Genomic DNA, 22,640 nt, shown 5'->3' with positions numbered 1-22,640 from the left:
ACTCTTTTGCAGGATTGTTTCGTCATGTGCGCCGTCTAGTATGGCGATAGCACAAACTGGAGTGAGGGAAAGCAATGGCAATCTACCAGTATGGCGAGCATCGGCCGCAGATAGGCGAGGAAGTCTACGTGGCAGAAACCGCCGACGTGATCGGTCAGGTGACGCTCGGGCAGCAGGCCAGCGTCTGGTACCAGGCGGTGCTGCGCGGCGACACCGACCACCTCGAAGTCGGCGAACGCAGCAATATCCAGGACGGCGCGGTGCTTCACGCCGATCCCGGTTTTCCGCTCAAGGTGGGCAATGACGTGACCGTGGGACACCAGGCGATGCTGCACGGTTGCACCGTCGGTGACGGCAGCTTGATCGGCATCCAGGCGGTGATCCTCAACGGCGCCGTCATCGGCAGAAACTGCCTCGTGGCCGCCGGGGCGGTCGTCAAAGAAGGGGCAACCTTTCCCGACAACTCGCTGATCGTCGGTGCGCCGGCCAAAGTGATCCGCGAGCTTTCGGCCGAGGCGGTCGAAGGGCTGGCGAAGAATGCGGCGAGCTACGTCGAGCGCGGTAGCCGGCATGCCCGCGAGCTCAAGCGCATCGATTGAGCCTGGTAGAACACGAAAAAGCCCCGCATCCATGAGGACGCGGGGCTCGTGTTTGTGACGTGTTTGTCAGCCGCCGACCTGCATCAGCGGATCCGATACCCCAAGCACATAGAAGGCGATCAGGCCGATCAGACCGGTGAAGATCAGGTAGTAAAGCGTCGGCAGGATCGTCTTGCGGATGGTCTCGCCTTCGCGGCCGAGCAGGCCGACGGTGGCAGATGCCGCGACCACGTTGTGGATGGCGATCATGTTGCCCGCGGCGGCACCGACGGCTTGAAGCGCCACCATCATCGCCGTGGAGACGCCGAGTGCGCCGGCCACGTTGAACTGGAATTCAGCCAGCATCAGGTTCGACACGGTGTTCGAACCGGCAATGAAGGCACCCAACGCGCCCACGGCGGGAGCGAAGAAGGGGTAGACGTCGCCCACGCTGTTGGCGACGAACTGTGCCATTGCCACCGGCATCGACACCAGGTCGGCGGCATTGACGCCGGAGTTGATCAGGATCCGCACCATGGGAATGGTGAAGATCAGCACGAAGCCCGCCCCGAGCAGGGTGCGCGAGGATTCGCTGAAGGCCGCCTTGAGTTCGCCGACACGCATGCGATGCAGCACGGCAGTCACCAGCACCACCATCAGCAGGATGCCTCCCGGCAGGTAGAGCGGTGCGATGCTGCCGGAGACGCCTGCCTCGCCGAGAATGTTGCTCCAGCCGAAGGCGAAGGCGTTGAGCGCCTCGCGCAGCGGGTCGATCACGCGCGAGGCCACCAGGAATAGTGCCAGCAGCACGTAGGGCAGCCAGCCCATCCAGGTGGAGAGGGGCGTCTTGCCGGCGATGTCGTCGATCTTGATCTCGATCTTGCCGATCCAGCCGGCCGGCCAGGCGCTACGCTCGGGGAAGTCCCAGCTGTCCTTGGGCAGCAGGAAGCCGCGGCGTGCCGCCGGCACGACAATGGCCAGGCCGACCATGGCGCCGATCATCGACGGGAACTCCGGCCCCAGCAGCACGCCGGCCAGCATGTAGGGAACCACGAAGCTGATGCCGGTGAAGATGGCGAAGGGCGCGATGGAGAGACCTTCCTTCCAGGAGCGGTTGGCGCCAAAGAAGCGCACCATGATCACCACCATGATCAGCGGCATCAGGATACCCACGATGCCGTGCACGATGGCGACTTCCGCCGCGATCAGGCGGAAGTACTCGAGCCAGGTGTGGCCGCCGGCCTCAAGCTGCTCGGTGATGGCGCCGGCGTTGACGCCGCCGGTGACGCCGACCACGATCGGCGTGCCCACGGCGCCGAAGGAGACCGGCGTGGACTGGATCATCATGCCCACCACTACGGCGGAGAGAGCCGGAAAGCCGAGTGCGACCATCAGCGGTGCGGCCACGGCGGCGGGCGTGCCGAAGCCCGAGGCACCTTCGATGAAGCAGCCGAAGAGCCAGGCCACGATCAGCGCCTGCACGCGACGATCGGGGCTGATGCCGGAGAAGCCGTTGCGGATGGCCGCGATGCCACCGGAGTGCTTCAACGTATTCAGCAGCAGGATGGCGCCGAAGATGATCCACAGGATCGAGACGGTCAGGATAAGGCCCTGGAGCGTAGAGGCGAGCACCCGATTGACACTCATCTCCCAGGCGAACAGCCCGATCAGGGCGGTTACCACGAAGACGATCGGCATGGCGGTGCGAGCGGCCATGCGAAAACCGATGAGCAGTACGCCGGCCAGTAACAGCGGCGTGAAGGCGAGTAGAGCTAGGGTCGTATCCGACATGGACGTTTCCTCGATTCTCCTTGTTGATTACCCAACGCGACTGTCGCGGCTGGACGTCCCGGCGCGTGCGGTCGGCGGGAAAGCAAAGATACGAAGTGAAAATGTAAGTTGCTATCTTGGATAATTGGTCTGACCAATATTCCTCCAAGGCCATTGTCCGCAAAAATTTCAATTTTTCTTTTCTATTCAAAAGGGTGACTGCCGTCACGAAAGGTTTGACGATGCTGAGTCGCCATTCGTTATTAGACTAATGGACAGTAGGTCGGCCACGTCGTCGCCAGACTCGGCATGGTTGGCATCCTGCCGGCAAGGCTGGCACTATCCACTGACGACAAACGACTTTCGCCAGGAGGCGTCATGACAAGGGTGCTCTACGATCTCTGCGGTTGCGACGAGGGGCTGCGCTTTTCACCCTACTGCTGGCGGGTGCGCTACGCGCTGGCGCACAAGGGGCTCGATTTCAACACGCGCGCCTGGCACTTCACCGACAAGGAGGCGCTGGCCTTTGCCGACTACGACAAGGTTCCAGTGCTGGTCGACGGCGAGACGACCGTGACCGACAGCTACGAGATCCTGCGCTATCTCGACCGTGCCTATCCGGAATCGCCGCTGATCGGCGACGGCCTGGCCGCGGCGCGGGCGCGCTTCTTCAAGCACTACGCCGAGCGCGCGCTGGCGCCGGCGATGATGCGCACCATCGTCATGGATCTCTACAATGCCATCGCTCCCCGCGATCGCGATTACTTCCGCGAGACGCGGGAGAAGCGCTTCGGTCGCACCTTGGAAGAGTTTCACTCACCGGCCAAGGGGCTGGCCCAGTTGGATGCGGCTCTGGCTCCGCTGCGCGGTCAGTTGGAGGATGGCGACTTCATCGACGGCGAAGCGCCCGCCGCAGCCGACTACCTGGTATTCGGCAGTTTCATGTGGGCGCGGGTAGTGTCGACCGCCGATCTGGTCTCCAACGCCGATCCGGTATACGGCTGGCTCGAGCGTATGCTCGACCTGCACGACGGCACGGGACGCAATGCCGTACGCATCACCGACATCGAAGGCGCCTATCGCTGACGCGCTTGAGTCAGTCTTTCCGAAGCGCTGAGCCGAATGCTGCATTGCAACAAAAATGTTGCATCGCACAAGTCGAGCTGCTATGTTGCATTGCAACAAGGCTCCTTCCTGCCTTGGCAACGCAACGATGGAGGTGTCTCATGAGCAAGACTCAAGAGAAAGCGACTCAGCAGTTCGAAACTCTGTTCTTCGGCCCGGCGCGTGCCTATGGCTCGCTGACACTGGAATACTACGAGAAGCTGCTCTCGGCTCAGCTGGAAGCCTTCCGTAGCTACTCCGACCTGAGCCTGGCCCAGGCCCGTGCCTGGACCGACGTCAAGGACTCCGAGGGCCTCAAGCAGGTCTTCGAGACCCAGCAAAAGGCCGCCAAGGAACTTGGCGAGCGCCTGCAGGGCGACACCAAGAAGGTGGTCGACCTGAGCCAGGAGTTCCTGCAGAAGGGCCAGCAGCTGGCCGAGCAGAACGTCAAGGCAGCCAGCGCCGCGACCAAGTAAGTCGCAGAGCGCTTCGGCACCGAAGGCCGCTACCCGCAAGGGGGCGGCCTTTTCTCATGCTTGACGCGCAGGCATCACTCTTCGAGCAGCTCCATCACTTCCTCTTCCTCGACCTGACCGAAGTCGGCGTAGAACTGCCCGACCGCCATGAATCGCTGGGGCGCATCCAGGCAAACGACCTCGTCGGCGATCGCCTCCAGGCGGGCGACGGCGCTGGGCGAGGCCACGCCCAGTGCGGCGACCAGGCGTTCGGCGCGTCCCTGCAGGGTTTTCAGTGCGGCTTCCATGGTGGCGCCGGTGGCGCTGCCGTCGTCGACGATCACTACCACACGCCCCTCGGGGGGGATTGGTGGGCGGACCGGGCTATAACGTTGTCGTCTCTCCTCGAGCAGCTTGCGCTGCTGCTCCGCTTCGCGCTCCACCGCCTCCTGGGGGAAGTGTGAGGCTGCCGCGTCCAGCTTCATGGTGCCGTCCTCGCTGATGGCGCCGATGGCGAACTCGGGGCTCCCCGGGGCGCGTATCTTGCGCACCAGCACCACATCGAGTTCCCCCTCGAGGGCATCGGCCAGATAGCGCCCCATGGGCACTCCACCGCGGGGTATCGCCAGTACCAGCGGATTAGTGTCTTTCAAGTGCTCCAGGCGTTGTGCCAGCTGTTCGGCCGCGTCCAGTCGATCACGAAACATGTCGGTCTCCTTCTCCTCCACTTAAGAGTTTCCTTCCAGTGTAGCTGGGCCTCTTCCACGAGAGAGGCGGTGCCAGACGCCTAGACGGAAGGAGAGCAAGAAAGGGGTGGAAATAATTTCTGTATACAATAAATTAAGATACTGTCGCCTTCTGGTTGGTCTTTTGGAATACATTTATTGACCGATTGGACAGGAAAACGAGTCGCGGCGTGCGCTGTCAGGCTTGGCGTGTGTCCGGAAAGACCTTGCCGCAATTCGAACAATCAGCGGTGGGTGGCTTCCGTATACAGAAACACAACAACGACTGGATGGATCCATGCGAAAGATTCAGAACACTTCGATTTTCGACTTCCATGGCCGGCCCTCGCTGGCAAAGGCTTTGCCCTTGTCGCTACAGCATGTGCTGGCCATGATTACCGGTGTCATAACGCCACCGATCATCATCGCGGGCGTGGTAGGCGCCACGCCGGAAGAAAAGCTTTTACTGATACAAGTCGCCGTGCTGGCCTCGGGGGTTTGTACGCTGTTCCATCTTTATGGGGTCTGGAAATTCGGCGCACGGCTGCCGGCGATTTTCGGCGTGGGATTTGCCTACGTGCCGACGTTGATCGCCGTGGGTGCGCAATATGGCATCGAAGGGATCCTTGGTGCCCAGTTGATCGGCGGTCTCACCATGATGGTGGTGGGCTACTTCATCCAGTACGTTCGCCACCTCTTTCCGCCGGTGGTGGCGGGTACGGTGGTGCTGGTCATCGGCCTGTCGCTCTACGATATCGCGGTGCGCTACATGGCCGGCAGTGGCAACTCCAGCGCCCCCGACTTCGGCGCCCCGCAGAATTGGATCGTGGGCTTGGTGACGCTGGCCACCGTGCTTGTCGCCTCACAGTTCGGCAAGGGCGTCATCAAACTCTCGGCGATCATCGTCGGCATCCTCGTCGGCTACGGGTTGTCGCTGACACTGGGGATGGTCGATTTTGCTTCGGTAGCCCAGGCCAGTTGGGTGGCGGTGCCTCAGGTCATGCCCTTCGCCATGGAGTTCCATGCTTCGGCGATCGCCGCCATGGTGGTTATCTGCGTGATCAATTCGGTACAGACCATCGGCGACCTTTCGGCGACCACCGTGGGCGGCATGAATCGCGAGCTGAGGACGCCGGAGCTGACCGGCGGCCTGTTGGGCAACGGCCTGACCACGACGGCGAGTGCCTTCTTCGGCGCCCTGCCCACCTCCACGTTCAGCCAGAACGTGGGCATCGTGGCGATGACAAAGGTGATCAGCCGCTTCGTGCTGGCGCTCGCTGGCGGCTTCATGCTGCTGGCGGGGTTCAGTCCCAAGTTCGGCGCGATCATGACCACCATCCCCTATCCGGTGCTCGGCGGGGCCACCATCACGGTGTTCGGCATGATCACCATGACCGGCATTAAGCTGCTGATCAAGGACGAGCTTTCCGCCCGCAACATGACCATCGTAGGCCTGGCGCTGGCGCTCAGCCTGGGTATCGCCGAGGTACCGGCGGCGATCGAGCGTTTCCCGGAATGGCTGCAGAACCTGGTCGGCGGTGCGCCCATCGTGGTGGCCGCCATTACCGCCTTCGTGCTCAACCTGCTGCTGCCGAATACCACTCTGGCCGACGAAGCCCGCGAGCGCGAGGCGATGGCAAGCGATGGTAGTGGCGAGTCCGGCTGCTCGGATCGGCAGGCGCCACGCCACTCAGCGCCTTCGCGCTTCGATGATGCACACGTTACCCCTAGCAGAGCGTCGCGCGGCTAGGCTCCCGTTGATTTTTTTGGAAATATTTTCCGAATATATTAATGTATCCAAGTTGATGCGATAAATGTATCCAGTTATCGCATCACAATCACAACAAAAGGATACTCTTATGCATGATCGAACGACTCGGCAATTTGCCACCGGCGTTGCGTTGCTGGCCGGCCTGGCGGCGGGTACGGCTCAGGCCGCTACCTGGAGCGATACATTCCTCGGCTATCGATACGGCACCCAGTTCACCGAACCCGGCAATCCGAACGATGTCGAGAAGCACGTCCTCCAGTTCACCCACGTGAGCGGCTACTCCCTGGGCCAGAACTTCCTGAACCTGGACGTGCTGCAGTCGAACGACGCCGATCCAGCCAGCGGTAGCGAGAGCGGAGCCACCGAGGCCTACCTCACCTACCGCCATCAGCTCCACTTCGGCAAGCTGTTAGACGAGCCACTGGCCTTCGGCCCGGTCAAGGACGTGGGGCTGACCGGTGGGTTCGACCTCAATACCAAGAACACCGAGTTCGCCCCGCGCAAGCGCATGCTGGTGATGGGGCCTACCTTGAAATTCGACGTTCCCCAGGGCTTTCTCGATCTCAGCCTTTTCTATGCCCACGAGTGGAATCACTGCGGTGCCGGGTTTTGTGAGGTGAACGAGATCGAGTTCGACCCCTATTACCAGATCAATCTGGCCTGGGGGCTGCCGTTCGAGTTGGGGCCGCTGCCGATGAAGTTCCAGGGCTTCTACAACTACAACCACGAGAAGGGCGAGGACTACCAGGGCAACGCCACCGAGTCCGAGCAACTGCTGCGCACTGCGCTGATGCTCGACGTGGGACGGCTGGCATGGGGCGAGGAAAACCAGCTATGGGCCGGGGTCGGCTATGAGTACTGGCGCAACAAGTTCGGCAACCATGACAAGCCGGGTGTCGACACCGATGCGCCCACCCTGCAAGTGGAGTGGCATTTCTGAATCACTCTTTCGCCGTCAAGGAACGGGGCCGCCCAAGGGCGGCCCCGTTTTTTCTCGCGGCACCCGGGCACTGTCAGGGATGGATGGCAAGGCGTCGTGCCGGACGGAAGGGAAGGGCAGAGACGGGGACGCGCCGCCGGATAGCCGGCAGCGCGTCGTCATGGCAAAGAGGCGATCAAGCTTTGGCGCTGGTCTTCTCCGCTTCGCCGGCGGAAGGCTCCTCGCCGCCGCGCTGACGGCGAGGTTTGCCGGGCAGCAGCGCATCCAGCAGCAAGGCGGCTACGGCCGCAGGCACCAGGCCTGACTTGAGCAGCAGGCCGACCTGGCCGGGGAGAGTCTCGGAGATCTCCTCAACGGCAGGCAGGCCGATACCGAGGCTCAGCGACACGGCGATGATGAGCATGGCCCGCTGGTCGAGCTCGCACTCCTGAATGATCTTGAGGCCCGCCGACGCGATCATGCCGAACATGACGATACCGGCTCCTCCCAGCACGGCATGGGGCATGGCGGCGACCAGACCGCCCAGCTTGGGAAATAACCCCATGGCGATGAGCAGCAGCCCACCTATGGTCACCACGTGACGGCTGACAACGCCGGTTAGGGTGATCAAGCCGACATTCTGGGCGTAGGCGGTGTTGGGGAGGGTGTTGAACACCGCTGCGAAGGATGTCGCCACCCCGTCGGCCATTACGCCACCCGAAAGTTCGCGGTCCTTGGCCGCGCGTCCCGCACCACCGGCGGTAATGGCGGAGATGTTGCCGATGGTCTCGAGGCCCACCACAAACATGATCAGTGCCATGCCGATGATCGCCGTCAGGGGAAACTCCATACCGTACTCGAGCGGCTTGGGTAGAGCGAACCAGCTGGCCTCGCGCAGGTTGGTGAAATCCACCATGCCCAGCGCAATGGCCGCCAGATAACCGGCCAGCAGGCCGAAGAGGATCGAGGACGCCTTGACGAAGCCGCGTCCCAACTGGTGTACGGCAATACACACGACCAGCACGAACAGTGCCAGCAGCAGGTTCGTCGGCGAGGCGAAGTCCGGGGAGCCTACGCCGCCAGCCGCATATTTGAGGCCGACCGGCATGAGGGTGATACCGATCAGCAGTACCACGATGCCGGTCACCACCGGTGAGAACCAGTGTCGGATTTTCTTGAGGAATGCGCCTAGCACCACCTGCAGCAAGCCGGCGACAAACGAAGCGCCGAGCACCGCGGGCAAGCCGAAAGCCTTCGCCAGCGGCAAGGCGACCGGCAGGAAGCCGAAGCTCGTGCCCTGGACAATGGGCAGGCGAGCGCCAATCGGGCCGATGCCGATGGTTTGGATCAGGGTAGAGATGCCCGCCACGAACAGGGCTACCTGGATCAGGAAGATCTGCTCCCCGGCGTTGGCGCCGATGACCCCGGCAATGATGATCGGCGGGGTCACGTTGCCGGCGAACATGGCCATGATGTGCTGCAGTCCGAGGGGGATGGCCTTGGACAGTGGCGGCATGGCGTCCGGATCTTGGTTGATGGTGCGTGTGGGGTTTCGCTGCGGATGCGGGGAAGAGCGGGTGTCGGACATGTGCAGGCTCACGATTCGTTGTTGTTGGTGGGACGAGTGCTTGGATAAGAAGGCGCTTTGTCGGAAGGGCCTTATCTGAGCATCAAATCTCAAGGTAAATGTACACAATAATGGTGACTTTAAAAGACATCGATCGTGTACAATACAAAATAATTTCCCCTTCTTCTTTAAAAACAATTGCTTAAGAGAAATTTGTTGACCAATTGGTCGAATTATTGCTGCGTAAAAGAGACAGGATTGCTCAAGGCATTCTTCATGCTGGACCTGTCAACGCTAGCTAAAAAACTGCTTCCGTTTGATTTTCCTTGCTTTTCTTTCCCTCCAAGAGACCCTGGGCAGCGTTGACAGCGCTCTCTGGCGAGGCGTGGTACGGTATCTCTCATTACTTGTTGTATACAAAAAATGGATACAAGGGTGAGAGGCATGCGACTACTACACAACCTGACGGTACGGGCCAGTTGGTTCCTGGTGTTGCTTGGTTTCCTGTCCATGCTGGTGGCCTTGAGTGCCATCGGCCTGTGGGCTGTCGCCCATAGCCAGCGAAACTTCGATGCGTTCGAAGCGGTGAACGTGAACCAGCAGGCGACCTTGAATCGCGCCAATTCGATGCTGCAGAGCGTCCGTCTCGATATGGCAAGGCACTACGAGCAGGCCCTGGAGGACCGGCAGGCGGGCGATGCGGAGCAGCTGGCCGACCTGCAGCGGCGCCTGGCCATGGCCGCCGAGGTCTTCGGCGAGTTCACGTCGTTGCCGCGACAGCCCGGGCAGGATGAACTCATCGGGCCTGTCCAGCACCGTTTCGCTCAGTTGCTGGAGGGTGTCGTCGAGCCCCAGTTGCATGCCCTGGCCGAAGGCAAGTTGGACGATTATTCGCGCTCGAGGGATACCGCTTACGTCGCTTACGATGATTTCTATCAGGCTGCGGTAGGGTTTTTCCGCGCGGCGGAAGCAGCTGGGGCTGCAAGGGCCAGCGACTTCGGCTGGGTGGTCGATTTCACGCGCAAGGCCATCGTCGCCGTCTTCATCGGTGCGATCGGCATGATCGTGATCGTCTTCTGGGGCGTGACCCAGCACCTCATCCGTCCGCTCGAGCGTGTCATCGAGCATTTTCAGCAGATGGCTCAGGGCAATCTGGCCGAGGTGGTCGAGCGGCGGGGCCGCAACGAGATAGGCAAGCTGCTCTCCGCGCTCGGTGACATGCAGTCCGCGCTGCGCGAGACCGTGTCGCGCATGCGTGACAGCAGCGGTGAGGTCTATGCCGGTGTCTCCCGCATCGTCAATGCCAACCGCGACCTCTCGGCGCGCACCGAGCGCCAGGCGGCGGCGCTGACCGAGACCGCCTCGAGCATGGAGGAGATCACGGCGACGGTGAGAAGCAACAGTCAGAATGCCGCCGATGCGAGCCAAGTGGCGGAGCGCGCCGCCGGTCAGGCCGAGGAGGGCGGCCGTATCGTTGTCGGCCTCGTCGACCAGATGCATCAGGTTCGCGAAGGGGCGGAGCGAATCACCGACATCATCGGTCTGATCGATCAGATTGCTTTCCAGACCAATATCCTCGCCCTCAACGCCTCGGTCGAGGCGGCGCGCGCCGGTGAGCACGGGCGTGGCTTCGCCGTCGTTGCCAACGAAGTGAGGAAACTGGCGACCCGCAGCGCGGATGCCTCCGCCGAGATTCGATCGTTGATCGAGCACTCGGTCGAGCAGGTCAGGACGGGGGCGGCGAGCGCCGACAAGGCGGGCGATGCCGTGGAGGCCATTCGCCGGTCGATCCATGAGGTCAATCGGTTGATGGGGGAGATTGCCGATGCCTCGCGCGAGCAAGAAGCGGGAATCGACGAAATCAACCGCGCCGTCTCCGACATGGACGACACGACGCAGCAAAATGCCGCCATGGTACTGCAGGCCAGCGAAGCGGCCGATCAACTGAGCGGTGTGGCCGGCGACCTGCAGGCGGGGGTTTCACGCTTTCGGCTCGATGGGCAGGCCCCAGCAGGGCCGCGCCCGCACGAAGATGCCGTTGCCCATCGTTCATCCGACGGCCTCGCGTTCGCCATGCTGCCGGATCTTTCCTCAATGCCGGCTCGATGACTCGCTGCCTTGGGGGCGGTGCTGCGCTGCGACGAGCCGGCGAGCTCGGAGGGTATCTTGGTTGGAGCTGACGGGCGCCGCCAAGAGGGCTTCATAAACGCAACGACCCGCGGTAGAGCACCGCGGGTCGGTGCGTCCTGGCTTGGGTTAACCCTCGGCGCGCGCTTCCAGACGGAAGCGAGCGATGCGGTTGATCTGCTCGATGGCGGTGCGACGCTCCTCTTCCGGTGAGTTTTCCAGGCGTGTCTCGAAGGCGGCGAGGATGGCGTGCCGGTCGCTGCCCTTCACTGCCATGACGAAAGGAAAGCCGAACCTCTCCTTGTAGGCCCCGTTGAGGCGCTCGAAGCGGGCCATCTCCTCCGGCGTGCACTGGTCTAGCCCGGCGCCGGCCTGTTCGCGGGTGGAGTCGTCAGTCAGTTCGCCGGCGATGGCGGCCTTGCCGGCCAGATCCGGGTGGGCGCGAATCACCTCGAGCTGGCGTTCCGGCGTGGCGCTGCGCAGTGTCTGGCCCATGGCCTCGGCGAGGCCGGCCGGTGTGTCGTGCTCGCTCGTCAGGCCGCGCTCCCAGGTCAGCTCGGCCACCCAGGGCGAATGCTCGTAGATGTCGCCGAAGCTTGCCACGAATTCGTCGCGGTCGAGCGTGCTGGGGCGGGGCGCCAGTATCTTGTCGTTCATCCTGTTCTCCATATTCAGTGCTGCAAGGCAGTGCTCGTAGCGGGTCACAAAGAAAGTGTATACAAAAAATCTTTGAAATGTACCATCAGAAGCGCTAAAACTGTCTTCAGAGGGTTGCCGAAGCGGTAGACTCGCGCAAAATTGAATTCCCGGGGCCAGCCAGCCCCGGCCAACCACGGGGAGACAGACACAATGGGACGACTGACCACGCACGTTCTGGATACCGCCCAGGGCCGCCCCGGCGAAGGTATCCGCATCGAGGTCTTGCGGCTCGAAGGCGACAGGCGAGTGCCACTCAAGACGGTGACGACAAACGACGACGGTCGCTGCGACGGCCCCATCCTGGAGGGAGCTGACTTCACCTCGGGCGAATACGAGCTGGTCTTTCACGCCGGTGACTACCTGCGTCGGCAGGGTATCCAGGCAGGTGAGCCGCGCTTTCTCGACGTGATTCCGCTGCGCTTCGGCGTGGCCGACGACTCGCAGCATTACCATGTGCCGCTGCTGTTGTCGCCCTATGGGTACTCCACCTACCGCGGCAGCTAGGGAAACGCTAATCAATGGCTGCGCGGGCGAATCACTGCGTTGCGCGGTGCCGAAGCGTCGGACCGTCGAAATCCACACCTATACCCCATAGGCTCCGGTTTCTGCGCGCCGCGCGCCTTGTGCTTCATCCGGCTCGCAAATTGATCAGCGCTTCCCTGGCGCATTAGAAAACTGGCTGCGCTCCGCGATGCGGCGTCAACAACAACTAAGCTGAGACCACCTGATGCAAGCTTACCTCCTGGATTTCGTCAACTTCATGCTGCGCTGGCTGCACGTCATCGCGGCCATCGCCTGGATCGGCGAGTCGATCTACTTCGTGATGCTGGATAACGGACTGCGCAAGCCCAAGGCGGCCGAGGACCGTGACAAGGGCGTGTTCGGCGAGATGTGGGCCGTACACGGCGGCGGCTTCTACCACAATCAGAAGTACGCCACGGCGCCCGACAAGCTGCCGGAAGATCTGCACTGGTCGTTCTGGAAGGCCTACACCACCTGGCTTTCCGGTTTCGCCCTGTTCGTCTTGCTGTACATGGCCAATCCGGGCTTCTATCTGGTCAACCCCAACAGCGACTGGGCGTGGGCCGCCGGCATGAGCGGCTGGCAGGCCAATCTCCTGGCGCTGGCGTTCCTGCTCGGGGGCTGGGTGGTCTATAACGAGCTGTGCAAGCGCATCAGCCCCAACATGGATCGCGACGGGATCCTGAGCCTGGCCGTGGCCGTGATGATGGTCGTGGTCTCCTATCTCAGCGTGCAGATGTTCTCGGGGCGTGCCGCGTTCCTGCTCACCGGTGCCGTCATGGCCACCGCCATGTCGGCCAATGTCTTCTTCTGGATCATCCCCGGCCAACGGCGCATGGTGAAGGCCATGAAGGCGGGCGAAACGCCCAATCCGCTGGACGGCAAGCGCGGCAAGCAGCGCTCGGTGCATAACACCTACTTCACCCTGCCGGTTGTGCTGCTGATGATCAGCAACCACTACTCCTTCGTGTACAGCCATGAGTACGCCTGGGTGCTGATGGCGCTGTTCATCTTCGCCGGGGCGCTGATTCGGCAGTTCTTCGTGCTGATGCACGCCGGCAAGATCCAGCCCGCCTACCCGGTAGCCGGAGTGGCGCTGATCGCCGTGGCCTTCTGGGTCGGCATGCCGGGAACTGGAGCTTCGAATGGTGCCGATGGCGGTGAGGGTACGAGCCTGGCCGAGGTCGAGGCCATCATCGAGTCACGCTGCGCCTCCTGCCACTCGGCCAACCCGACTCAGGCGGGCTTTGGCTCGGCCCCGGCGGGAGTGATCTACGACACCACGGCTCAGATCGAAGGGCATCGCGAGAAGATTCAGGAAGTGGTGGCCAGCAAGTACATGCCGCTGGGCAACATGACCGGCATGACCGACGAGGAGCGCGACGCAATCGCTGCCTGGTCGGAGTAAATCGAGTTCGCGGGCCCGTTTGCCCCCAGCCTGCTTGTCGGCGGTGCTGGGGGCGTTTGGTTCGAGTTGGCGGAAGAAACGTATACAATGACTGGCAGTGACGGGATGCGAGGAGGGCGACCATGAACCAGCGGCAGAGCCTGGCCGACGATGGCGATTCGAGCAAGGCCAAGCCTCGGCGCTTGGGCAAGAATGGCGATGGGGCGGAGCGCCACGAGGCGATCTATCGCACCATCAGCGATGCCATCATCGAGCACCGTCTGCGTCCCGGGGCACGCCTGCGCGAGGATGCCCTGGCCGAGGTGTTCGGCATCAGCCGTACCGGCATTCGCAAGATACTTCAGCGCCTGGCCCTGGAACAACTGGTCACGCTGACACCGCGGCGCGGCGCCAGCGTGACGCGGCCCACCGCCGACGAAGCGAAGGATGTCTTCGACGCCCGCCAGATGGTGGAGTGCGGACTGATGCCCGAGGTCGCCCGCCGTATCAAACCTGAGAACGTGAGCGAGCTGCGCGACATGGCTCGGCGTGAGCGCGAGGCGCTCCGTTCGGGTGAGCAGAGCCGTGCGATCAAGCTCTCCGCCGCCTTTCACGAACGACTGGCGCAGCTTTCCGGTAATGCCACGCTGGCGGCATTCGTCGGCCAGCTGTGCTCACGCTCCTCATTGATCCTTGCCGTCTACGGCAGTTCCGGCCATCTGGGCTGCGAGTCCCACGACCACGACGACCTCATCGGCTTTCTCGAAGCCAAGAACGGTGAGCGGGCCACCGCCTTCATGAGTCGTCATCTCAAGGCCATCGAAGCCTCCCTCTCCATCGTCGAGGAAGAAGAAGAAACGCCGGACCTGCAGCGCATCTTCGGCATCTAGGCGTTATCCGGACAAGACAATGGCGCCCCCGGCCAGGCCGGAGGCGCCATTTGCCCTTAGTGCTTTCGTCAGATAGCCGGTGTTGCGGCCGCCGGGCGATAGCTCAGCATCAATCCGTAGTAGAAGGCACCGCCGAGCGCGGCGCCAATCATCCAGCCATAGCCGCCGAGGCTGGCTAGCGCCGGCACCAGCACGGTAGAGATCGAGAACAGCGCCGCGCCGCCGAAGGCCAGCAGTGCCCGATGGTTCCAACCCTTGACGTAGTAGTAGGCACTGCCCGGCTCGGAGGAGAACAGCTGCTGCATGTCGAGGTGCTGCCGCTTCACCAGGTAGTAATCCACCACGATGATGCCGTAGAAGGGCGCGACGATGGCACCGAGTGCGTTGACGAAGCCCGGTACGCCGATCTGACTGATCACAGAGACCCACAGCGCGCCGACGAAGAAGGCCACCACGGCGGTAATCAGCCCACCGACCTTGAAGCTGATCTTGCTGGGGAACAGATTGGCCAGGTCGTAGGCCGGCGGGATGAAATTGGCCACCAGGTTGATGCCGACGGTAGCGGCAAAGAAGGTCAGTGCGGCGACGATGGTCAGCGGCAGGGAGTCGACCCGCTCGACGATGTCGGCCGGGTTGGTCAAGGCCTCGCCGAACAGCACCAGGGTACCGGCGGTAATGATCAGCGCAATGAACGAGAAGAAGGCCACGTTGAGCGGCAGACCCAGCAGATTGCCGAGCTTCATCTGGCGCTCGGTCCTGACGAAGCGGGTGAAGTCACCGAAGTTGATCACCACGGCGGCGAAATAGGCCACCATGGTGCCGACGATCGCCAGGAAGGCAGTCACGGCGCTACCGCTGCGCTCGGCGTCGGCGCTGAAGATGGTGCTGATGGCAGGCAGCAACTCATCGCCGGCCTGGTACCAGACCACGATCATCAGCGCCACCATCACCACGTAGACCAGCGGGCCGGCCCAGTTGAGGAAGTGCTTGATACGCTCGATGCCTTGCCAGAAGATCGCGATCTGGAACAGCCAGACGATCACGAACGACACCCAGGCCACGCCGGAGAGACCGAGAAAGGTTGCGCCATCGCCGGCACCGAACAGCGCGGTGATCAACAGCGCCACCGCGGTGGAGGCGAAGTAGGTCTGCACGCCATACCAGAAGATGCCGATGATCGCGCGCAGCATGGCCGGTAGATTGGCGCCACGCACCCCCATGCTGGCGCGGACCATGACAGGGAAGGGGATGCCGTACTTGACGCTGGGCTTGCCGGTCAGGTTGACCAGGAACATGACGATCACCCCGGCCAGGATGATGGCCGCCATGACCGCCCAGCCGTTGAGTCCATAGGTCAGGAACAGCGAGGCTGCCAGGGTGTAGCCGAACAGGCTCTGGATATCGTTCGACCACACGTTGAAGATCTCGAAGGCGCCCCAGTTGCGATCCTTGTGCTTCAGCGGGGCCAGGTCCTCGTTATATAGCGATGGATCGATGTTCTGGATGTTCAGCTCGTTGTCTTGCATCGTCGTCACCGTTGTCGTTGTAAGAAAACTCGCCCGCCCGGCATGACCGGGAGGGCGAAGCGGGGCCGCACGAGGCTACTGGCGGAAGCGCTGGCAGGGGGCCCAGTACTGCATCAGCAGGTAGTAGGTCAGGCCGGCCGGGATCAGGCTGGCGTACCAGGACACGGCGGAAAAGGTCAGCGCCGCGACGATGCCCACGGCGGTGGCGATCAGCGCCGCCACGTTGACGCCCTGGTACGGGCCGTTTTCGTCATAGAGCTTGCCGAGGTCCAGGGTGCGACGGCGAATCAGGTAGTAGTCGACCACCAGGACGGCGAAGATCGGGCCGAGGAAGGCGGAATATGTCTGCACGAAGAGTTGCAGACCGGCCGCCGAATCGGGCTGCACCAGCTTCCAGGGGAAGGTGGCGAAGGCCAGCAGGCCGACGATCACCGTGGAGGTGGTGAACTTCAGCTTGAACACGTCCATCAGCACGTAGGTCGGCGGCACTACGTTATTGAGTACGTTGGTGGTGACCTGGGCGAAGGCGATGAACAGCAGCGTGGTCATCAGCAGCGGCGTATTGTCCACCGCATTGGCGAAGACCTGGATGGGGTCAGCGGTGCCGGTGGCTTCGGAGACCATGTAGCCGATCAGGCCCATGAACAGCGTGCAGGGCAAGATCGACATGGCATAGATCGTGGTGAGCAGGCTCTGGCCGGTGCCCTCCTTGTGCTCGCGCGAATAATCGCTGACGTTGAGCATCATGGTGCTGTAGATGCCCAGGAATAGCATGGTGGCGCCCCAGAACGGCATGCCCCAGGAGCCCTCCATGGTCAACAGGTTGGCGGAGAGCACATCGCCGTAGCGCACTACCGTGCTGTAGAACATGTAGACCAGCGAGGCGAGGATGAAGGCGCTGCCGATGTTTTCCAGCCACTTGATGCCCTGGAAACCCATCACCGAGAGGCCGATCTGCAGGAACTGGAAGGTAATGAAGTAGAACACCAGATTGTCGAAGCCGAACAGGGTGGCCGAGACCATGTTCAGCGCCCCGGCACCGATCCAGCTCTGAAAGCCATACCACACCACCGCCGGAACGGCCCGGACCAGGCCGGGCAGGCGCGTACCGGCAAAACCGAAGGCGCTGCGTGCCTGCACCATGAACGGGATGCCGTACTTGTAGCCGGCTGCGCCATTGACGGCCAGGGCGATGCCGATCACGAAGCAGCCGATGGCGATGGCCAGGGTTGCCTGGATCAGGTTGAGGGTGCCGACCACGCTGGACCCCATGGTGAAGGTGCCGATCGACACGCAGCCACCGAACCAGGCAAGAAAGTATGAGGTGCGCCCCATGATGCGAGTCTTCTGGGGCGCTAGCGTTTCCTCGCCCAGCGCCTTGGAGGCGTCAGGCGTGGCCGCCGCCAGGGGGGCCGGGTCGGCCGCCGTGCTGTGTGAGTTGGTGTGTTGCATGTCTCTTTCCTCGCAAGTCGTTGCTCTATTATGTTGTGGTTGTGCCCGGTGCTGCTCCGGGGCTCTGTGGCGTGACGTGCTCAAGGCGTGTTGTTATGAGTGTCGTTATGGGTCGGGTGTCAGTGTCCGGGCGTGAGATTCGAGTACCTCTCGAAGCGTCCGTTGAAGGCTTTGGGGCGCGGGAACGCCAGGTCGCCATGCTTGCTGGTGCCGAGCCCCAGGCCGACGAGGGCTTCGGCGAGCTTGACCGCGGCCGTGACGCCCTCGATTACCGGCAGGCCGACCTCGCGGGAAATGGTTTCGGTCAGGTCAGCCATGCCGCCACAGCCCAGCACGATGGCGCCGATACCATCTTCGTCGCGCGCCCGGCGGCACTCCTCGACGATCCGTGAAAGCGCCGCCGAGCCGTTCTCCTCCAGGTCCAGCACGGGAATCTCGGCGGCACGTACCCGGCGGCAGTGATGACGGAAACCGTACTGCTCCAGCAGGTGCTCGGCGATGATGGCGGTGCGTGAGAGGGTGGTGACTACCGAAAACCGGGTGCTGATCAGGGTGGCGGCGTGAAAGGCCGCCTCGGCGATACCGATGACCGGTGCGCGGGTCAGCTCGCGTGCCGCCAGCAGCCCCGGGTCGCCGAAGCAGGCGATGACATAAGCGTCGGTAGCCTCCTTCTCTCCGGCCAGCACTTCCTCCACCACGCCCACCGCGCTGATGGCCTCGTCGAAGTGGCTCTCGATCGAAACCGGGCCGTCCACCGGCTGCGTCGCTACGATGGTCGTGTCGCTAGCCGCCACGCGTCGCGCCGCTTCGCCGATCTTGTAGGTCATCGCGACCGTGGTGTTGGGGTTGATGATGCGTAGGCGCATGCGAGCTCCGAAGTCTTCTTGTGAACAATAAAAAATGTCTTTGTACACAAAATAGGCGTTGCGAGCATTGAGCGCAAGCATTTCACTTCGTCTGGCATTGCCGAGATAAACCTTTTAAAAACAAATATTTATTATTAAAGAAGCAAAAACATAGAACTTTCTTCAGCCTATACTTAAGTCGTATGCAAGATGGAGAAAGCCTTATTGACGACTATTCCTTAATAAAAGTGTATACATTTCCGGTGCCTCTCACTCTCCATCGTCATTCTGAGCTGGAAGGAAACTAGGCAAGAGCTGACCCCTCCCATAAACGTGGTTGCAAGTCGCTGCATTTTTTGTATACAAAGAGGGGTAGGCATCACGCCTCGGCCTGCTCGCTGAGGCAAGAAACGGCACTTGCCTGTCAGGCCTAGTGCCTATGCAGGTCCGCCGTGGTGTGATGTGAAGTTGGCAGCACCGGTTGCAGTCTGGTTGGATACAGATTATCTTTCTTATTGTATACACTTTGTGTTGCGCAAAGCCGGCGAGGCTGAATTGAGTTCCACACAAAGCAGGTTGAGAACAAGAGGAAGTACTCATGAGCGTTGGCCCTGACTACCCCCGTGATCTCGTCGGCTATGGCCGCAATCCGCCCCATGCCAGCTGGCCGGGACGAGCAAAAATCGCCGTACAGTTCGTGCTCAACTACGAAGAGGGTGGAGAGAACTGCGTGCTGCATGGCGATGCCGGCTCCGAGCAGTTCCTCTCCGAGATCATCGGAGCCCCGGCCTTTCCCGATCGTCACCTGAGCATGGAGTCGATCTACGAGTACGGCTCACGGGCCGGTGTCTGGCGCATTCTGCGTGAATTCGAACGCCGCGGCTTGCCACTGACGGTGTTCGGCGTAGCCATGGCACTGGAGCGTCATCCCGAAGTTGCCCAAGCCTTCAAGGAGCTGGGTCACGAGATCGCCTGCCACGGCTATCGCTGGATCCACTACCAGGAGGTGCCGGAGCACGTCGAGCGCGAGCATCTGCAGCGCGCCATGGAGATCTTCCAGCGCCTCTACGGCGAGAAGCCGCAGGGCTGGTACACCGGCCGCGACAGTCCCAACACCCGACGGCTGGTGCTGGACGAGGGCGGCTTCCTCTACGACAGCGACTACTACGGCGACGACCTGCCGTTCTGGACTCGCGCAGCCGACAGCCAGGGCATCGAGCACGATCACCTGATCGTGCCCTATACCCTGGACAGTAACGACATGCGTTTCGCTGCACCCCAAGGCTTCAATACCGCCGAGCACTTCTTCACCTACCTGCGTGACGCCTTCGATGTGCTGTATGCCGAGGGAGATGAAGCGCCGAAGATGCTCTCGGTGGGCATGCACTGCCGACTGCTTGGCCGCCCCGGCCGCTTCCGTGCCCTGCAGCACTTCCTCGATCATATCGAGGCGCACGATCGGGTCTGGGTGACGCGCCGTGTGGATATCGCCAAACACTGGATGGAGCACCATCCGGCGCCGGCTCGCTGAGGCTCAGCTGATGTTGTCGCCCTGGGTGACGAGCAGGCCCCGCCCGGACGAGCCGGGCAGGGCCTGTTGGCTGTGCGGGATGCTGCTCAGCCGATCAGCCGACCCATTGGGTGGCCTGAGCGAAAGCGAGGAAGCCCATGGAGATCAGCACCCAGACGCAGAACAGCGGGAAGAAGAACTTCACCCACTTCTGCCAGGGCACACCGGCGATGGCCAGGGTGGCCATGAAGTAACCGGACGTCGGGAAGAGAATGTTACCGACTCCGTCACCGAGCTGGTAGGCCAGCACTGCGGTCTGGCGAGTCACACCAATGATGTCGGAAAGCGGTGCCATGATCGGCATGGTGACCAACGCTTGGCCGCTGCCGGAGGGCACCACGAAATTGAAGGCCAGTTGGGAGACATACATGCCGATGGCCGACAGCAGGGTGGGCAGTTCACCGACCAGGTTGCCGAGACCGAAGACGAGAGTATCCATGATCTGGCCATCCTCGAGCACTACGGCTACCCCGCGGGCCACGCCGGCGATCATGGCGCCGACCAGCACGTCGCGAAAGCCCTTGTTGAAGGCCTCGCAGATGCTATCGGTGGTAAGTCCGGCGATCAGACCGACGACGATGCCCATGACAATGAAGAGTCCGGCCATCTCCATCATGAACCAGCCCTGGCGCAGCACGCCGTAGACCAGCAGGCCGAAGAAGGCGAAGGTGGCGATGGCGGCCAGCTTCTGGCGGCCATTGGCCATCAGGGCGCCCTCATCGGTGGCATGCTGGTACAGCGAGCGCTTCTCGGCCTCGGTCTCGTCACCGGCCATCAGGCTCTGCTCGGGGCTGGCCTGGACCTTGCGGGCATAGCGCATGACGAAGAAGATACCGGCGCCGAGCACGACCACGAAGGCAGCGGCCCGCAGACCGAAGCCGGAGTAGAGCGGCAGGTTGGAGAGCTGCTGACCGAGCCCGGTATTGATCGGGTTGAGAATGCCGGTCGTGAAGCCCGCGGTGGTGGCGCACAGCGCCACGGCGGCGGCGGTTACCGAGTCGAAGCGCAGGGCGATCATCAGTGGCAGGATGACGGGCACGTAGACCAATGCCAGCTCCTGAGTACCGATGATGGTGGCGACCACGGCGAATACCGTCATCAGCGTCGGGATCATCAGCAGGCTTCGGCCGGCAAACCGTCGGCTGAGCTTGTCGACGCCGATCTCGATGATGCCGGTGCGCCGCAACACCATGAACATGCCGCCGATCATGAAAGTGAAGAACACCACCTCCCCGGCGCTCATCAGGCCATTGGGTATCGCCAGCATGAAGTCGACGATGCCGGTCGGATTGGGCTCGACGAACCGGAAGGATTCGGCATCGATGGTGATGCGCCCATTGGGGCCGGGGATCCGCTCGAATTCACCGGCCGGCACGAAGTGGGTCGCCACCGCAGCGATGGCGATGAAGACGAACAGAATGACGTAGATATGCGGGATCTGCCAGTGGCGTCGTTTGGCGCCGGTGGCCTGGGTAGCCTGGGTGGTTTCGGAGGGGTGGGACATGAGGTGCCTCGCGTTGTTGTTGGCGATATCGCTATAGTGGAGCGGCGCCACAGCGCCCCGGCCGCGGTTGGCGCCGCAGTGTGGATCGAGGCCGGGGGGAAATTGCCTGGGGTGGCCATTCGCCGAGGAGGATTTCGGCAAGGGAGGTCGACGGCTGGCCTAGTGAGACGAAGGGCGCTTGACGGGGCGATGCTCCCTCGGCGCCCGGAACAGTAGGAGACGTTTTCTTGCGCACGCAACAGGGCGGCATGAGGCCGCATATCGGCCAGCGGATCTCGGCGCAGTATGCCGACCTGACCGCCCAGGAACAGCGGGTGGCGGCCTTCATTCTCGACCACTTCGACGATCTTGCGGTCTACAGTGCGGCCGACCTCGCTCGCTTGACGGGCGTTTCCAAGTCCACGGTCAGCCGCCTGTTCAAGCGTCTCGGGTTCGAGAGTTTCCAGGCCGTGAAGCGCCACGCACGCGAGCTGCGCAGCCAGGGCGTGCCGTTGGTCACCGACCCTGAGGCCGTGGCGGGCAACGGCGAGCGTTTCAAGCGCCACCACGAGCGCGAGCGGCAGAACCTGCGCAGCGCCCTGGAGGGCATCGAGCCGCGAACCTTTGAAGCCGTCGTGGCGAGGCTGGACAGTGCGCGCCGAGTGGTCATCGTCGGCTTCCGCAATGGCTATCCGCTGGCCATTCACTTGCGACAGCAGCTGATTCAGGCGCGCAGTGGGGTCAGTCTCGCTCCCGAGCCCAACCAGTCGCTGGCCGAGGAACTGGTGGAGCTGGGCGAAGACGACCTGGTCGTGCTGTTCGGCTTTCGCCGTCGCCCGAGCGGGTTCGATGCCCTGGTGCAGGAACTGACGGTGATGCCGTGCCGTGTCCTGCTGATCGCCGACGCCACGGCCGCTGGCTACGCCGAGCAGGTGGACTGGTGGATGGAGTGTCCGATCGACAGCGTCTCTGCCTTCGACAGCTATGCCAGTGCCATGAGCCTGATCAGCCTGCTGGCCAACGGGGTCCTGCATCACCGGCTCGCCCAGGGGCGCGCCCGTATCGATGCAGTGAGCGATCTCTATCAGCGGCTCGACGAGCTGTCGCCCTGATCGGGCGAGTGTCGTTCCGGGCCACATCGCTACTCGCAGTAGGCGTTCAGGAATCATGGCAGGACTCGTTTTCCGCTCATGTATGAAACGAAAGTTTCTAGACACCGTACTCCTGAGACGTTAGTTTCACAAGCAGGA

Annotated in this window: 19 protein-coding genes; 11 read left to right on the top strand and 8 right to left on the bottom strand. The window is 62.4% G+C overall.

Annotated elements, in window-relative coordinates; translation table 11 throughout:
- Window positions 1-74: 74 nt before the first annotated feature.
- Complete coding sequence (locus HBJ55_RS08875) at window positions 75-599, top strand: gamma carbonic anhydrase family protein (protein WP_167113172.1); 525 nt, start codon at window positions 75-77, stop codon at window positions 597-599.
- 66 nt (window positions 600-665) lie between these two features.
- On the opposite strand, the gene HBJ55_RS08870 is transcribed toward HBJ55_RS08875, so the two are convergent.
- The gene (locus tag HBJ55_RS08870; RefSeq protein ID WP_167113170.1) at window positions 666-2,369 is read right to left on the bottom strand and encodes an L-lactate permease; all 1,704 of its coding nucleotides are present in this window, start codon (window positions 2,367-2,369) and stop codon (window positions 666-668) included.
- Window positions 2,370-2,726: 357 nt separating this feature from the next.
- Here HBJ55_RS08870 and HBJ55_RS08865 point away from each other — a divergent pair, with 357 nt between their 5' ends.
- Entirely contained in the window at window positions 2,727-3,434 is a 708-nt protein-coding gene (locus tag HBJ55_RS08865) for a glutathione S-transferase N-terminal domain-containing protein (RefSeq protein WP_167113168.1), read from the top strand.
- A gap of 140 nt (window positions 3,435-3,574) precedes the next feature.
- A complete protein-coding gene (locus tag HBJ55_RS08860) occupies window positions 3,575-3,928 on the top strand; it encodes a phasin family protein (protein ID WP_167113166.1) in 354 nt (117 codons plus the stop codon).
- 74 nt (window positions 3,929-4,002) lie between these two features.
- Here HBJ55_RS08860 and HBJ55_RS08855 read toward each other — a convergent pair whose 3' ends face one another.
- Window positions 4,003-4,614: a phosphoribosyltransferase gene (locus HBJ55_RS08855; RefSeq protein WP_167113164.1), complete on the bottom strand. Its 612-nt coding sequence runs from the start codon at window positions 4,612-4,614 to the stop codon at window positions 4,003-4,005.
- A 316-nt stretch (window positions 4,615-4,930) separates the two neighbouring features.
- Here HBJ55_RS08855 and HBJ55_RS08850 point away from each other — a divergent pair, with 316 nt between their 5' ends.
- Window positions 4,931-6,382, top strand: coding sequence for a uracil-xanthine permease family protein (locus tag HBJ55_RS08850; RefSeq protein WP_167113162.1), 1,452 nt, complete (start codon window positions 4,931-4,933; stop codon window positions 6,380-6,382).
- Between the two features lie 109 nt (window positions 6,383-6,491).
- Complete coding sequence (locus tag HBJ55_RS08845) at window positions 6,492-7,343, top strand: outer membrane protein OmpK (RefSeq protein ID WP_167113160.1); 852 nt, start codon at window positions 6,492-6,494, stop codon at window positions 7,341-7,343.
- A gap of 175 nt (window positions 7,344-7,518) precedes the next feature.
- Here HBJ55_RS08845 and HBJ55_RS08840 read toward each other — a convergent pair whose 3' ends face one another.
- Window positions 7,519-8,910 (bottom strand): uracil-xanthine permease family protein, encoded by a 1,392-nt coding sequence (locus HBJ55_RS08840; RefSeq protein ID WP_167113157.1) that lies wholly within the window; start codon window positions 8,908-8,910, stop codon window positions 7,519-7,521.
- A 423-nt stretch (window positions 8,911-9,333) separates the two neighbouring features.
- On the opposite strand from HBJ55_RS08840, the gene HBJ55_RS08835 reads away from it, so the two are divergent.
- Entirely contained in the window at window positions 9,334-10,998 is a 1,665-nt protein-coding gene (locus tag HBJ55_RS08835; protein WP_167113155.1) for a methyl-accepting chemotaxis protein, read from the top strand.
- A 147-nt stretch (window positions 10,999-11,145) separates the two neighbouring features.
- On the opposite strand, the gene uraD is transcribed toward HBJ55_RS08835, so the two are convergent.
- A complete protein-coding gene (gene uraD / locus HBJ55_RS08830) occupies window positions 11,146-11,673 on the bottom strand; it encodes a 2-oxo-4-hydroxy-4-carboxy-5-ureidoimidazoline decarboxylase (RefSeq protein WP_167113153.1) in 528 nt (175 codons plus the stop codon).
- A gap of 192 nt (window positions 11,674-11,865) precedes the next feature.
- Between uraD and uraH the strand changes: the two genes are divergently transcribed.
- The 3 genes from uraH (at window position 11,866) to HBJ55_RS08815 (ending at window position 14,514) form a co-directional block, all read left to right on the top strand.
- On the top strand, window positions 11,866-12,219 hold the full coding sequence (gene uraH / locus HBJ55_RS08825) for a hydroxyisourate hydrolase (protein ID WP_167113151.1): 354 nt from the start codon (window positions 11,866-11,868) through the stop codon (window positions 12,217-12,219).
- Window positions 12,220-12,442: 223 nt separating this feature from the next.
- Window positions 12,443-13,645: a urate hydroxylase PuuD gene (locus tag HBJ55_RS08820; RefSeq protein WP_167113149.1), complete on the top strand. Its 1,203-nt coding sequence runs from the start codon at window positions 12,443-12,445 to the stop codon at window positions 13,643-13,645.
- Between the two features lie 122 nt (window positions 13,646-13,767).
- Window positions 13,768-14,514: a GntR family transcriptional regulator gene (locus tag HBJ55_RS08815; protein ID WP_206022420.1), complete on the top strand. Its 747-nt coding sequence runs from the start codon at window positions 13,768-13,770 to the stop codon at window positions 14,512-14,514.
- A gap of 68 nt (window positions 14,515-14,582) precedes the next feature.
- Here HBJ55_RS08815 and HBJ55_RS08810 read toward each other — a convergent pair whose 3' ends face one another.
- The 3 genes from HBJ55_RS08810 to HBJ55_RS08800 form a co-directional block, all read right to left on the bottom strand.
- Window positions 14,583-16,040, bottom strand: coding sequence for an NCS1 family nucleobase:cation symporter-1 (locus HBJ55_RS08810; protein WP_167113147.1), 1,458 nt, complete (start codon window positions 16,038-16,040; stop codon window positions 14,583-14,585).
- Between the two features lie 75 nt (window positions 16,041-16,115).
- Window positions 16,116-17,492, bottom strand: coding sequence for an NCS1 family transporter (locus HBJ55_RS08805; protein WP_206022418.1), 1,377 nt, complete (start codon window positions 17,490-17,492; stop codon window positions 16,116-16,118).
- A 119-nt stretch (window positions 17,493-17,611) separates the two neighbouring features.
- Window positions 17,612-18,358 (bottom strand): aspartate/glutamate racemase family protein, encoded by a 747-nt coding sequence (locus HBJ55_RS08800; protein WP_167113145.1) that lies wholly within the window; start codon window positions 18,356-18,358, stop codon window positions 17,612-17,614.
- 577 nt (window positions 18,359-18,935) lie between these two features.
- Here HBJ55_RS08800 and puuE point away from each other — a divergent pair.
- Window positions 18,936-19,868, top strand: a complete 933-nt coding sequence (gene puuE / locus HBJ55_RS08795) for an allantoinase PuuE (RefSeq protein WP_167113143.1) — start codon at window positions 18,936-18,938, stop codon at window positions 19,866-19,868.
- A gap of 94 nt (window positions 19,869-19,962) precedes the next feature.
- Here the strand turns inward: puuE and HBJ55_RS08790 are convergent, their stop codons facing one another.
- Window positions 19,963-21,411, bottom strand: a complete 1,449-nt coding sequence (locus HBJ55_RS08790; RefSeq protein ID WP_167113141.1) for a YfcC family protein — start codon at window positions 21,409-21,411, stop codon at window positions 19,963-19,965.
- A gap of 227 nt (window positions 21,412-21,638) precedes the next feature.
- Here HBJ55_RS08790 and HBJ55_RS08785 point away from each other — a divergent pair, with 227 nt between their 5' ends.
- The gene (locus HBJ55_RS08785; RefSeq protein ID WP_277345619.1) at window positions 21,639-22,502 is read left to right on the top strand and encodes a MurR/RpiR family transcriptional regulator; all 864 of its coding nucleotides are present in this window, start codon (window positions 21,639-21,641) and stop codon (window positions 22,500-22,502) included.
- The last annotated feature ends 138 nt before the right edge of the window (window positions 22,503-22,640 follow it).

The organism is Billgrantia bachuensis, assembly GCF_011742165.1.
GTDB classification, from domain to species: domain Bacteria; phylum Pseudomonadota; class Gammaproteobacteria; order Pseudomonadales; family Halomonadaceae; genus Halomonas; species Halomonas bachuensis.
This window is presented reverse-complemented; position numbering and strand designations above follow the sequence as displayed.